This is a genomic window from Streptomyces sp. CNH189 (genome assembly GCF_000527195.1).
On sequence record NZ_AZUS01000022.1, the window covers coordinates 47,252 to 60,134 of the forward strand.

Sequence of the window (12,883 nt, forward strand, 5' to 3'; positions counted from 1 at the left end):
ACATCAACGGGTCCTGCTCGGAAGGGAATTCGGTGTCTGTTTCGTTCGCCGCGCGGTTCCTGCGCGGACGTGGATCGGCCCGCCTCGCCGCGGGGACGCTGGTGACCGGAATCGTCGCCACCACCGTGCTGGCCGGTGCGGGGACGGCGGCCGCCGACGGTGGCGACGGGACGACGCCGCAGCGCGGTGGAGCGGTCGCGACCATCGACGGACTGAAGACCTACGGCGCGGCCGTCATACACGGGACCGCCGGCAACACGCAGGTCTCGGCGGGCCTGTTCGAGATGTCCGTCGAGGGTGGCGGCATGCTGCAGACGTACTGCGTCGACATCCACACGCCCACCCAGCAGGACGCCAAGTACCACGAGACCGCCTGGAGCGGCACCTCGCTCGGGACGAACAAGAACGCCGGCCGGATCCTCTGGATCCTGCGGCACTCCTACCCGCAGGTGAACGACCTGGCGGCGCTCGCGAAGAAGGCCGGCGTCCACGGCCAGCTCACGGAACAGGACGCGGCGGCCGGCACCCAGGTGGCGATATGGCGCCACTCCGACGACGTGAAGGTCGAGGCGCTCGACCCGCAGGCCGAGCAGCTCGCCGACTACCTGGAGAAGAAGGCACGCGACAAGGCGGAGCCCAAGCCGTCGCTGACCCTGGACCCGCCGGCCGTCGCCGGACGCCCGGGCGAGCGGCTCGGCCCGGTGACGGTCCGCACGGACGCGCAGACCGTGACGGTCCCCCCGCCGGCCTACGCCGCGACCACCGGCGTACGGATCGTGAACGACAAGGGTGAGCCGGTCACCACCGCCGCCGACGGCAGCAAGCTCTACGTCGAGGTGCCGGAGGACGCGGCGGCGGACACCACCGAGGTGACCGTGCAGGCGGCGACGACGGTGCCGGTCGGCCGCGCCTTCGTCTCCGAGAGCCGCAGCCAGACGCAGATCCTGGCCGGGTCCAGCGAGTCGACCGTCTCGGCGACGGCGACCGCGACCTGGGCGGGGGAGGGGGCGATACCGGCGGTCTCGGCCCGCGAGAACTGCGCCAAGGGCGGTGTGGACGTCACCGTCGCCAACCGGGGCGACGCCCCGTTCACCTTCGAGCTGGCGGGCACGGACCACACCGTCGAGGCCGGCGCCTCCGACACGGTGACGGTCCCGCTGGACGAGGACCAGCCGTACGACATCACCGTCGTGGGCACGGACGGCTTCGAGCAGCGCTTCACCGGGGTGCTCGACTGCCGCACACGGACCGCCGAGACGGGTACGACGACGCAGACCCTGTCCGGTCCGACCGCCCCTCCCGTGACCACCGCGGTCACCGACGTCAACCTCGCCCAGACCGGTGCCTCCGGCATCACCCCGTGGATCACGGGCTCGGCCATAGCCCTGGTCGTCCTCGGCGGCGCGGCCCTGGTCATCACCCGCCAGCGCCAGAACGCCTCCGACGGGGACGCCTGACGGACACGCCGGAGGGCCTCACCGGGTGACGGCGGCCAGCCAGGCGGCGAGTGCGCCGAAGTCGGGGGCCGCGAGCCCTCTGGCCGGGTCGACCCGGTGGAGCAGGGCCGGGCCGGGGTGGCCGGCGGCGACCCACTGACGGTCCATGGGGCCGATCTCGTCGTCGACCCAGATGAACGGCCGGCCGCCGGCCCGTGCGACGAGGGCGCGGGTCTTCCCGTGCAGGCCGCGCGGGGCCGCCTCGCCGGTGTCCGGCCACTCCAGGACGGGCAGCCTGGGCAGACCGATCAGCGGGGCGACGACCTCGTTCGCCTCCTCCATCCAGGTCGTGGCCCAGACGAGCGAGCAGCCCAGGGCGAGGAGACGCGCGCCGACGCGGGGGTCGAGCCGGCCGAGCAGGGGGTTGCCCTCGGCGGCCGGCACCGGAGTGGGGGCTGCGACCCGTGGGGACGGGGCCGGCGACCCGAAGGGGATCAGGGGGCCGTCGACGTCGAGAAAAAGGAGAGGGCGCTCCACCGGGCGGGTCACGACAGCACGCTAGCCCGCGCCCCGCGCCCGTGGGGAGGCGACTGAATCCCGTGCCTGTCCTGGGCCGTGCGTGGTGTCTGTGTCGGTCGACGGTGACGCAGAGTGATGGGTGAGGCGATGGGTGCGGTGGGGAAACCCCAGGTCAGGGGGGCCGGCGGTGACGCGTTTCCGCACAGGGGTGGCGGTACGGCAAGATGGGGTGTATCTGCCCACTGCCAGATTTCAAGCTGCCGGACGGTTTCTCTTGGCTGAGTACATTTACACCATGCGCAAGGCGCGCAAAGCGCACGGCGACAAGGTGATTCTCGACGACGTCACCCTGAGCTTCCTGCCGGGAGCGAAGATCGGCGTCGTCGGCCCGAACGGCGCCGGTAAGTCGACGGTTCTGAAGATCATGGCGGGGCTGGAGCAGCCGTCGAACGGTGACGCCTTCCTCTCTCCCGGTTACACCGTCGGCATCCTGCTGCAGGAGCCGCCGCTGAACGAGGAGAAGACCGTCCTGGAGAACGTCCAGGAGGGCGTCGCCGAGGTCAAGGGCAAGCTCGACCGGTTCAACGAGATCGCCGAGCAGATGGCGACCGACTACACCGACGAGCTCATGGACGAGATGGGCAAGCTCCAGGAGCAGCTCGACCACGCCAACGCCTGGGACCTCGACGCGCAGCTGGAGCAGGCCATGGACGCCCTGGGCTGCCCGCCCGGCGACTGGCCGGTGGCGAACCTCTCCGGTGGCGAGAAGCGCCGCGTGGCGCTGTGCAAGCTGCTGCTCGAGGCGCCCGACCTGCTGCTGCTCGACGAGCCCACCAACCACCTCGACGCCGAGTCGGTGAACTGGCTGGAGCAGCACCTCGCCAAGTACGAGGGCACCGTCGTGGCCGTGACCCACGACCGGTACTTCCTGGACAACGTCGCCGGGTGGATCTGCGAGGTCGACCGCGGCCGGCTGCACGGCTACGAGGGCAACTACTCCAAGTACCTGGAGACCAAGGCCACCCGCCTCAAGGTCGAGGGCCAGAAGGACGCCAAGCGCGCCAAGCGCCTCAAGGACGAGCTCGAGTGGGTGCGCTCCAACGCCAAGGGCCGCCAGGCCAAGTCCAAGGCGCGTCTGGCCCGCTACGAGGAGATGGCCGCCGAGGCCGACAAGATGCGGAAGCTGGACTTCGAGGAGATCCAGATCCCGCCGGGCCCGCGCCTGGGCAACGTCGTCGTGGAGGTCAACAACCTCACCAAGGGCTTCGGTGACAAGCTCCTCATCGACGACCTGAGCTTCACGCTCCCGCGCAACGGCATCGTCGGCGTCATCGGCCCGAACGGCGCCGGCAAGACCACGCTGTTCAAGATGATCCAGGGCTTCGAGGAGCCGGACTCCGGCTCGATCAAGGTCGGCGAGACCGTCAAGATCAGTTACGTCGACCAGAGCCGCGAGAACATCGACCCGAAGAAGACGCTGTGGGCCGTCGTCTCCGACGAGCTGGACTACATCAACGTCGGCCAGGTCGAGATGCCGTCGCGCGCGTACGTGTCCGCGTTCGGCTTCAAGGGCCCGGACCAGCAGAAGCCGGCCGGCGTGCTCTCCGGCGGTGAGCGCAACCGCCTCAACCTCGCGCTCACCCTCAAGCAGGGCGGCAACCTGCTGCTCCTGGACGAGCCGACCAACGACCTCGACGTCGAGACCCTCGGCAGCCTGGAGAACGCGCTGCTGGAGTTCCCGGGCTGCGCCGTGGTCGTCTCCCACGACCGGTGGTTCCTCGACCGCGTGGCCACGCACATCCTGGCCTACGAGGGCGACTCCAAGTGGTTCTGGTTCGAGGGCAACTTCGAGTCCTACGAGAAGAACAAGATCGAGCGGCTCGGCCCGGACGCCGCGCGTCCGCACCGCGCCACCTACAAGAAGCTGACCCGGGGCTGATCTCTTGCGGCACATCTACCGCTGCCCGCTGCGCTGGGCGGACATGGACGCGTACGGCCACGTCAACAACGTGGTGTTCCTCCGCTACCTGGAGGAGGCCCGTATCGACTTCCTGTTCCGCCCGGAGAAGGACTTCAAGCAGGGGTCCGTGGTGGCGCGCCACGAGATCGACTACAAGCGGCAGCTCGTCCACCGGCACCACCCGGTGGACGTCGAGCTGTGGGTCACGCAGATCAGGGCGGCGTCGTTCACCCTCACCTACGAGGTGAAGGACGACGACGTGGTCTACGTGCGCGCGTCGACGGTGATCGTGCCGTTCGACTTCGAGGCGCAGCGCCCCCGGCGGCTCACCGCGGAGGAGCGCGAGTTCCTCCAGGAGTACACGGACGACGCCGCCGACGAGAAGGAGGAGGCCGTCGCCGCATGACGGTGCTCCACCTCGCCGACGAGGGGGAGGCCGCGGATCTCGCGGCCTTCCTGTCCCGGCTGCTGCACTACGACCGCGGCGCCGCCGTCCGGCTCCAGGCGGCCGGTACGGCGCTCGCCGTGTTCGGGCGGCCCCCGTCGTTCGAGGTGCTGGCGATCCGGGCGGTCCGGCTGGCCAAACCGTACGAGAACGGGCTCGACGTCACGTTGGACGTGACCGTGTCCGCGGGTGAGCTGCTGGAGACGGTGGACGAGTCCGCCGCCACGGCCGGCGTGCCCGCGGCGGTGACCGGACCGCCGTGGGCCGGGGTGCTCCCGCCGCGCGGCGGCTGGCAGGTTGAGCCGGGTCTGCCGGAGCCCGGGCAGCTGAGGCGGCTCGTGGCCGCGTCGGTCGCGGAGTTCCGCTCCCGCACCGAGGAGCTGGCGCCCGAGGACCGCACCCGGGCCGAACTCGACCGGATCGGGCGGGAGATATGGTCCCGCACGGTCGCGGGGACGGGCCTCCCCGTGCGGGCGGTGCACGCCGCCCAGTCGCTCGGCTTCCTGCGCGGCGACGACCAGGTGCTGTTCTCCTCCGGGTCCTGGCTGCGGCTGCGCACGCCCTACGGCTCGGTCGCCGTACGCCGGGCGGGACTCGGCACCCTGGGCATCAGCGTCCGCTGAGGCCAGGAAGCCGGCCATCGGTCCGGGGAGGCCCCGGGAGGCTCCGGCCCTGGGAGGCTCCGGCCGTTCAGGCGCCGCAGTGCGCCGAGGCACCGCGGCCGCCCTGGCCCCGGAGGCCGTCCAGTCGTCCAGGCACCGGGTGCTGCCCAGTCGTCAGGTGGCCGGAAGCCGCCCCGCCACCCCGGCACCGTGACGCGGCCGAAGCACCGGGTGTCGCCGGGGCGACGCCGTCGCGCCGGCCGGTACTCAGTCCCGTTCGTCGGTGTCCGGGCGGACGGCGATGTGGTCCGGCTCCAGTTCCAGGGCCACGCGGTCGCGCATGCCCAGGGCGCCGGTGTACTCGGCGGGCAGCTGGAGGCGGCCGGCGCGGTCCAGCATCGCGTACTCCCGGGCGACCACCTTCTCGTGACCGGTCGCCTCGTCCACCTCGCTGCGGCGCAGCACCTCCGTGGAGGTGCGGCCGTCGCGGATGGCGACCGTGCGGCTGACCTCGTTCGCCACCGTCTGGTCGTGGGTGACGATCACGACGGTCGTGCCGAGCTGCTCGTTCGCCGTGCGGAACGCGGCGAAGATCTGTTCCGCGGTGTTCGAGTCCAGCTCGCCCGTGGGCTCGTCCGCGAGCAGCACCGACGGGTCGCCCGCGAGCGCCACGGCGATGGCCACCCGCTGCTGCTGGCCGCCGGACATCTCGTGCGGGCGCCGGTCCCGGCAGTCCGCGACCTCCAGCAACTCCAGCAGCTCCAGGGAACGTTCGGAGCGGGCCCGGCGCGCCGGGCGGGACCGGCCGCGGCGCCCGGCGAGCTGCATGGGCAGCGCGACGTTCTGTGCCGAGGTCAGGTACGGCAGCAGGTTGCGGGAGGTCTGCTGCCACACGAAGCCGACGACCTCCCGGCGGTAGGCGAGACGGTCCTTCGCGGTCATCGTGAGCAGGTCACGGCCGGCCACCCGGGCCGCGCCGGCCGTGGGGGTGTCCAGCCCGGCGAGGATGTTCATCAGGGTCGACTTGCCGCTGCCGGACGCGCCCACCAGCGCCATCAGCTCGCCCTCCCGCACCAGCAGGTCCAGCCCCTGCAGGGCCTGCACCTCCACCCCGTCCGCGGTGAACACGCGGACCAGGCGGTCGCAGGTGATGAGCGCGTCATGGCCGTACGCGGGACGGTTGCGGCCGGCCGTGACGCGGTCGGCGAGGTCGGCCAGAGTGGGGTACGAGGTCATCGGGGGCCTCCTGCGGGAAGGGAACGACGCGACACGGGGGCGGGCACGGTCACCGGGCATCCCCGACCCTCAGCTCACGCACCGACCCCCGGCGCCCCGTCCACCAGGCCTGTACCGCCGCGATCCCGACGGTCAGGGTGACCACCGCCACCGCCGGCACCAGCAGCGACACCGGGTCTGTGCGCAGCACCGCCCGCACCGCGAGCGAGGAGGAGGTGGAGACGGCGACGGTCGTCAGGTCGATGCCGGGCGCCAGCAGCCGGATCGCGGCCCAGGCGGTGAGGGTTCCGCCGAGCGCGGCGAGCAGCGCCTGCGGCAGCGACTCCAGGACGAGCAGCCGGCGGCCCTGCGCCCGGGTGAGGCCCATGGTGCGCAGCCGGGCCAGCAGCGCGGCACGCTCGGGGGCGGCGCGCAGCAGAGTGAGAAGCAGCGCGAGCACGGCGTACCCGGTGCCCGCCGCGACCGCGGCCGCGTAGACGCGCTCGGCTCCGGACTGCAGCGGCGAGTCGACGAAGGACGCGAGTTCCTCCGACCGCAGCACGACGTGCGCGCCACCGCCCGCCGCCTTGCGCAGCGCCGCCGGGTCCGGGCGGCCCCCGGTGATCAGCAGCCCGGTGGGCCGGGTGAGCCCGCCGGACATCACGGAGGCGTCCATGACCAGGAAGTCGTCCCCGGCGACCGCCGGCGTCCACTCCGTCACCGTCATGATCCGTACGGTGACCGCGGCGCCGTCCTCCAGGCGCACCTGGAAGGGCCGGGTGCCGAAGCGCGCGGCCATGCCGGGGGAGCCCAGAGCGGGGACGGCCTCGGCCTCCTTGCCGGAGGCCCGCAACGCGTCCGGGTCGAAGGGGCCGAGGTCCATGCGCCGGCTGAGAGCGGCGTAACCGTCGGGGTCCACACCGGCGAGTGCCACGGGGACCTGGTGGTTCGCGGCGCGGGCCCCGTAGCTCACGTTCACCGCGGTGACGTCCTCGACGCCGGCCACGCGGCGGACCCGTTCGGCGACGCCGGCCGGCCGTGCCCCGAGGCCGTCGACGCGGGCGTCGGCGCCGACGGAGAGTCCCGCCGCGCGCTCGCGGGCGTCGCTCACCCCGGCGAGCACCGACCCGCCGAACGCGGCCGTGGTCAGCGCGGTCAGCAGCGCGAGCAGCGGCAGCACCGCGGAACCGGACGCGCGTCCCGCACGGGCCAGCGACAGCGGACCGACCACCCCCCGCATGCGGCGCGCCGGACGGGCCAGGCCGCGCAGCGGCAGCGGGTACAGGCGCACCAGCACCAGGGCGGCGATCACCGCCACCAGCACCGGGGCCAGGGACACCAGTTCGTCCCCGGAGGCGCTGCCGTCGTCGGACGTGCCGCGCGTGCGCAGGGCCAGGACCGCGCCCGCCGCCAGGGCGAGCAGCGTCACCTCGGCGACCAGGCGCTTCGCCGACGGCCGGGCTTGGGCGACGTCGTCGCGGCCGGTGTGCACCGCCACCGCGCGGTGGGCGGCGACCGCCCGCAGCGGCAGCGCCAGCGCGGCGAGCAGGGCGACGGCGCCGGCCGCGGCGACGGAGTACCGCAGCCGGCCCTGGCCGACGGCGAGCCGGGCGGCGAGCAGACCGAGAGCGGCGGCCGGCACGGCGACCACCGCCGTCTCCGCAAGCAGCCGGCCCGCCAGACCGCGCAGCGAGACACCGCGGGCGCGCAGCAGCACGAACTCGGTACGGCGCCGCTGGGCGGCGAGCCCGCCCGCCATGCACAGAACCACGGCGGCGACCGTGCCGGTGCCGAAGACGGCCACGGCGACCAGCGGGCCGATGACCGAGCGGAGACCGTCGTAGTCGCCGAGCACCCTGTCGAGTTCGGTGTCCGCGATCAGGTACGGCGAGACGGCGGCGGAGGCCCGTTCCGACAGCGGACCCGACTCCAGGGAGGCGAGGGTCGACGTCAGCCGTTCCAGGTCACGGCCGTGCAGGGCGGAGAGGTCGGGCGCCAGGATCCAGTACCGCGCGGGGAACCCGGCCGTCCCCAGCAGGGACGGGCCCGCGTCCGGGGACACCAGCAGGGCACCGACCCAGAACACCCTGCGCTCCGGGTCGTCCGGGACCGACGCCAGGCTCGGGGTGCGCAGCAGGGGGACGGCGGACCAGTAGGCCCCGCCCGGGTCGCGCGGGGCGACCAGGCCGGTGACGCGCACCGCCAGCGTGTCCTCCGCCCGGGGGAGATGGATGACCGACCCCACCCGGATGTTCAGCTTCGCCGCCGTCTCGGTGGAAACGGCGGCCTCGAGCACCCTCGTGGCCGCGCCGTTGTCCACGGGGGCCCTCGGCAGCCGGCCCTCCCGGATCCGGGAGTGCTCCGCGAGTCCGGTCGCGGCGAAGAGGTGGAACTTCGGGTCGACCCGGTCCGGCCGGGACAGGAAGGGGTCCGGGGCCGGCGTCCGCTCGGTGGTGCGGACACCCGCGGAGGACTGGTCCGCGTCGATCGGCAGCGACCGCCCGGGCAGACCGAGCAGCTTGGGGAACGGGCCGCGGACGGCGTCTCCGTCCAGTCGCTCGTTCCACGGTCCGGTGCTGGTGTACAGGTCGGAGTCCGAGGTCTGGAACTGGACGGTGGTACGGGCCGGGCCGGCGGTCTCCAGCGCCCGGCGCAGTCCCGCGTCGTCGTACCGGTCGACCGCCGGAGGCAGCGCGGCGGCGAGGAACGCCGCCACCGCGACCAGCAGGGCGAGCGCCACCGCGGCGCCCGGAGCGGTCCGCAGCCGGGTCCGCACCCACGGCACGGTCACCCCGGAGGCGGCCTCGCGCGGCCGCCGGGAGGGCCGTTCGGTCACCTCACTCACCTCCCCGGCCGCGCAGGGACGACACCGGGTCGGCCCTGCGCAGGGCCAGTACGGCCGTGATCGCCAGTGGGACGGCGGCCACGGCGGCCAGCAGCGCGGCCACCCGCAGCGGCGGCAGCACCACCAGGACCTCCGGAAGCGGTCGGGTGGCCTCGGCGGTCAGCATCACCAGCGGGATCACCGCCCGGGCCAGCACCGCGCCGAGCAGGACGCCCACCGCGAGCGCCGTCCCGACCAGCACCCCGTACTCGACGAGGACGACCCGGGCCAGCCGGCGCCGGGAGGCGCCCAGCGCGCGGAGCACCGCGAACTCCGCGGACCGGTCCCGCAGTGCCCCGGCCGCGCTCACCGCGAAACCGACCGCCGTCAGGGCCGCGGCGGCGAGGGCCGCCGCGGCGAACGCGTTCCCCGGCCCGGCTCCGAACGGGTCGTCGCGCAGCTCGGCCGCGATCTCGTCGCGCACCACCACCCGGGACGGGTCGATGTCGGGCCGGTCCCTGAGCGCCGCCACCACCGCCGCGGCCCGGCCGGGCTCGCCCGCCAGCCACCACTCGTTCGGCCGCACCGGGTCGCCCCCGCGGGCTTGGAGGGCCCGGTTGACGGAGCGCAGGTCCACGAGCAGGGCGCCGCCGTCGTCCGGCGTGCCCGAGGGGGCGGTCGGCAGCTCCCGCACCGCCCTGATGAGCCGTACCGGGACGATGTCGCCGTTGATCTCCACGTTCAGCCGCTGACCGATCCGGGCGCCGGTCGAGGCGAGGTACCGGTCCGTCGCCACGCCGTCGACCACGGGCACGGGCGGCTGCGGGACACGCAGCGCGATCGAGAGTGTCGAGGGCAGCCAGGACATGTCCGGCGGGACGGGCGAGGTGTCGTAGTCGACGGTGGCCGGGGCGCCGACGGCCATCCGCGGCCGCACGCCGCGGCCGTCGGCGGGCATCGCGCCACTGCCGTGGGCGGACGGCCGCCAGGGGGCCGACAGCTCCAGCGCGTGTCGCCGGCCGGCGGTGTCGGTGGTGGTCAGCGCCGTGAGGGCGAGCCGGTACCGCTGGGCCGTCTCCGCCACCTGGCCCGAGTCCAGCTGGAACCCCGTCAGGGTCAGCGGGCCCGGCGGCCCCCCGTCGGTGTCCAGGAGATCGACCGCGAGGTCGTGCGGCCGCCCGTCCTGACGCAGCAAACCGAACTCCAGCGTGTACGGCGTGCCGTGAGGGTCCTCCACGGTGGCGGTCAGTTCGGCCGCCGTGCCGTCGTCCGCACCGCGCAGCGCGGCGGTCAGCACCAGCCGCGCGGTGTCCGCCGGGAGCCGGATGCCCGCCGTGGCGCCCTTGGGCGTCAGCTCGGACAGTGCCGTGCGCATCGGCACCTCCGCCAGGTCGGAACGCATCAGCAGGACGTCCGCGGCGTTCGAGGTGTCCAGTGCCAGCACCGTCGCCGTGCGTCTGCCGGACAGCGGCACGGTCGTACGGAAGGCGGGGGCGGACGTGCGGGCGCCGGATGCCTCCGTGTACACCGCGCCGCGCCCCGGCCCCTCGGCGCCGCTGGTCAGGACCCGCACCGGCGCGCCGGCCCGGAAGTCCGCCTGGTCGTCCTGCGAGCGCTGCCACGAGGAGCCCTGGGCGATCGCCAGCATGCCCAGCGCCACGGCGAGCACCATCAGCAGTACCGGGCCGGTCCCGCGCATCGGGCGGCGGCTGAGCTGCCAGCCGGCCAGCGCCCCCGGCAGCCCGCGCCCACGGGCGGCGCGGCGCTCGGCGAGCCGGGCCAGCGGCGGCAGCAGCCGCAGCGTCAGGACCGTGCCGGCCAGCAGGGCCAGCGCCGGGGCGACGACCAGCAGCGGGTCCACCCCGAGGTCCTCGCCGACGGCACCGGACCGGTGGCTCAGCTGCCAGTACGCCACCCCGGCCACCACCAGCAGTCCCATGTCCGCGCCCGCCCGCACCACGCCGGGCAGCGGCTTGGCGCGGCCGGGGCCGTCGGGGGTGGCGAGCGCGGGGAGGGTGACGGCCAGCGCGCAGCCCAGCGCCACGCCCACCGACACCAGCCACACCGCGCCCTGTCCGGCGACGGTGCCGACGGAGGCGTCCAGGTGCAGCCCGATCCGGGCCAGCGCGCCGCGTCCGGCGAGCAGCCGGGTGAGGGGGCCCGCCAGCAGCGGGGCGCAGACGGCCGCGGGCACCGCCAGCAGCAGCGCCTCTAGGGCGGCGAGCCGTGCCACCCGGGCGCGGGAGGCACCGCGGGCTCGCAACAGCCGGGTCTCAGAGGTGCGTTCGGCCGTCAGCAGGCGGGCCACCAGGAGCAGTGCCGCCGCGGCGAGGAGGGTGAGCTGGAGGGCGATGACGAGCAGGGTGGAGCGGGAGACGAACAGGGACCGCTCGATCCGGTCCAGTGTGGGGGGCAGTTCGCTGGTGACGGTCGCCGAGCCGTGCAGGGCCGGAGCGGAGGGCAGCGCTTCGACGCCCTCGGCCATGGCGGTGCGCAGCGCTTCGATCCGTCCGGTGGTCATCCCGGAGAAGCCGGCCGACGCGAGCCAGCCGACGGGGCCCGCGCTGACCCGGTTCCCGGTGAGCACGGAGGCGTCCGCGAGCAGCGGGCCGTAGGTGGTGTAGTGGTCGGTGACGATGCCGCGGCCGTTCAGCTCGTCGAGCCGCCAGTACGGTGCGGAGGTGTCGGCGGGCCGGTACAGACCGGTGATCCGCACCTGTGCCGAAGGACCGCGCAGGCGGTTGGCCAGGGTGAGCCGGGAACCCGGCCGCAGCCCCAGCTCACGGGCGGCGACGACGGGGAGGGCGACCTCGATCTCCGGGCCGGTGGGCCGCGCCGAGGGGGCGCGCCCTTCGGTGATCCTGACCTGCGTCCGGTCCAGCGCCGCGAAGTGCGTCAGGTCGGGCTCCTCGCCCTCGGCGCGCTCGCCCTCCCCCCGCAGGGAGAGCGGCAGGCCGTACGGGCCGGACCTGGCCAGGGTGCGCAGCGTCACCGGCAGCCCGTCGAAGGCCCGTTCGGCGCCCTCGCGCACGGCGGTGTCGGCGGCTTCGCGACCGCCTTCGGGGAGGGCCTCGGCCTTGACGAGCAGGGTGGTGTCGGCGGCGTCACGGGGTGCCGTGAGGGCGTGCCGCAGGGCTCCGTCGCCGATCGTCGTGGAGTAGGCGGCGAGGGTCGCGAGAACGGCCGTGGTCAGCAGGACGGTGAGCAGGGCAGCGGCCGGCAGGGGGCGGTTCGCCCGTGCGCGGGCGAACACGAATCCCGCGGAACCGCGTGCGGCATCCACCCCGCAACCCCCCCCGTGTTGTCCAGACCTCTCCGTGATGTTGTCAGAGAGGCAAGGCGGGAGGCATCGTCCGGACTCCGCTTTTGACCTGATCGTGATCGGAATGCGGAGCCCGGTGACCGTTATGTGGCGGGCGTGTGACGGGGAGGGATCGGCGTCCTGTCCCGCGAGGGTGCGTCAGGTCAGTCCGGAGAGTTGATCATCGAGGCGGCCGCGTAGGTCAGGTACTTCCACAAGGTCTGTTCGTGTTCCTCGGACAGACCCAGATCGTCCACGGCGTCCCGCATGTGCTTCAGCCACGCGTCGTGCGCGGCACGGTCGACCTTGAACGGGGCGTGCCGCATCCGCAGCCGCGGGTGACCCCGGTTCTGGCTGTACGTGGTCGGACCGCCCCAGTACTGCATGAGGAAGAGCGCCATCCGCTCCTCGGCCGGGCCCAGGTCCTCCTCCGGGTACATCGGCCGGAGCAGCGGGTCCTCGGCCACTCCCTGGTAGAAACGGTGGACGAGCCGGCGGAAGGTCTCCTCCCCGCCGACCTGCTCGTAGAAGGTCTGCTCCTGAAGCGTGCCGCGCCGAATCTCTGTCACGCCGTCCATGGT

Annotated in this window: 9 protein-coding genes; 4 read left to right on the forward strand and 5 right to left on the reverse strand. The window is 74.0% G+C overall.

Translation table 11 applies throughout. The features are described 5' to 3' along the window. The first annotated feature begins 32 nt into the window (after positions 1-32). Positions 33-1,457 (forward strand): Cys-Gln thioester bond-forming surface protein, encoded by a 1,425-nt coding sequence (locus B100_RS0126670; protein ID WP_106967100.1) that lies wholly within the window; start codon positions 33-35, stop codon positions 1,455-1,457. A gap of 18 nt (positions 1,458-1,475) precedes the next feature. Here B100_RS0126670 and B100_RS0126675 read toward each other — a convergent pair whose 3' ends face one another. Then, positions 1,476-1,985, reverse strand: coding sequence for an HAD domain-containing protein (locus B100_RS0126675; RefSeq protein WP_024887460.1), 510 nt, complete (start codon positions 1,983-1,985; stop codon positions 1,476-1,478). A 244-nt stretch (positions 1,986-2,229) separates the two neighbouring features. On the opposite strand from B100_RS0126675, the gene ettA reads away from it, so the two are divergent. Genes ettA through B100_RS0126690 form a run of 3 tightly spaced genes read left to right on the forward strand, consistent with a single transcriptional unit; the run spans position 2,230 to position 4,983 of the window. After that, positions 2,230-3,894, forward strand: coding sequence for an energy-dependent translational throttle protein EttA (gene ettA, locus B100_RS0126680; protein ID WP_024887461.1), 1,665 nt, complete (start codon positions 2,230-2,232; stop codon positions 3,892-3,894). Between the two features lie 4 nt (positions 3,895-3,898). After that, positions 3,899-4,321, forward strand: a complete 423-nt coding sequence (locus tag B100_RS0126685; RefSeq protein WP_024887462.1) for an acyl-CoA thioesterase — start codon at positions 3,899-3,901, stop codon at positions 4,319-4,321. Continuing rightward, positions 4,318-4,983: a DUF8185 domain-containing protein gene (locus B100_RS0126690; protein ID WP_024887463.1), complete on the forward strand. Its 666-nt coding sequence runs from the start codon at positions 4,318-4,320 to the stop codon at positions 4,981-4,983. The genes B100_RS0126685 and B100_RS0126690 overlap by 4 nt, the downstream gene beginning before the upstream one ends. Before the next feature lie 246 nt (positions 4,984-5,229). On the opposite strand, the gene B100_RS0126695 is transcribed toward B100_RS0126690, so the two are convergent. The 4 genes from B100_RS0126695 to B100_RS0126710 form a co-directional block, all read right to left on the reverse strand. Continuing rightward, positions 5,230-6,198, reverse strand: a complete 969-nt coding sequence (locus tag B100_RS0126695) for an ABC transporter ATP-binding protein (RefSeq protein ID WP_024887464.1) — start codon at positions 6,196-6,198, stop codon at positions 5,230-5,232. A 49-nt stretch (positions 6,199-6,247) separates the two neighbouring features. After that, positions 6,248-9,013, reverse strand: a complete 2,766-nt coding sequence (locus tag B100_RS0126700; RefSeq protein WP_024887465.1) for an FtsX-like permease family protein — start codon at positions 9,011-9,013, stop codon at positions 6,248-6,250. Between the two features lies 1 nt (position 9,014). Continuing rightward, positions 9,015-12,254: an ABC transporter permease gene (locus B100_RS0126705; protein WP_024887466.1), complete on the reverse strand. Its 3,240-nt coding sequence runs from the start codon at positions 12,252-12,254 to the stop codon at positions 9,015-9,017. Between the two features lie 212 nt (positions 12,255-12,466). After that, positions 12,467-12,880: a globin gene (locus B100_RS0126710; RefSeq protein WP_024887467.1), complete on the reverse strand. Its 414-nt coding sequence runs from the start codon at positions 12,878-12,880 to the stop codon at positions 12,467-12,469. Positions 12,881-12,883: the final 3 nt, after the last annotated feature.

Excerpts from the sequence above, each read along its gene's own strand:
- B100_RS0126695 (WP_024887464.1), bottom strand. The coding sequence starts at position 6,198 with ATGACCTCGTACCCCACTCTGGCCGACCTCGCCGACCGCGTCACGGCC.
- B100_RS0126710 (WP_024887467.1), bottom strand. The coding sequence starts at position 12,880 with ATGGACGGCGTGACAGAGATTCGGCGCGGCACGCTTCAGGAGCAGACC.
- B100_RS0126690 (WP_024887463.1), top strand. The coding sequence starts at position 4,318 with ATGACGGTGCTCCACCTCGCCGACGAGGGGGAGGCCGCGGATCTCGCG.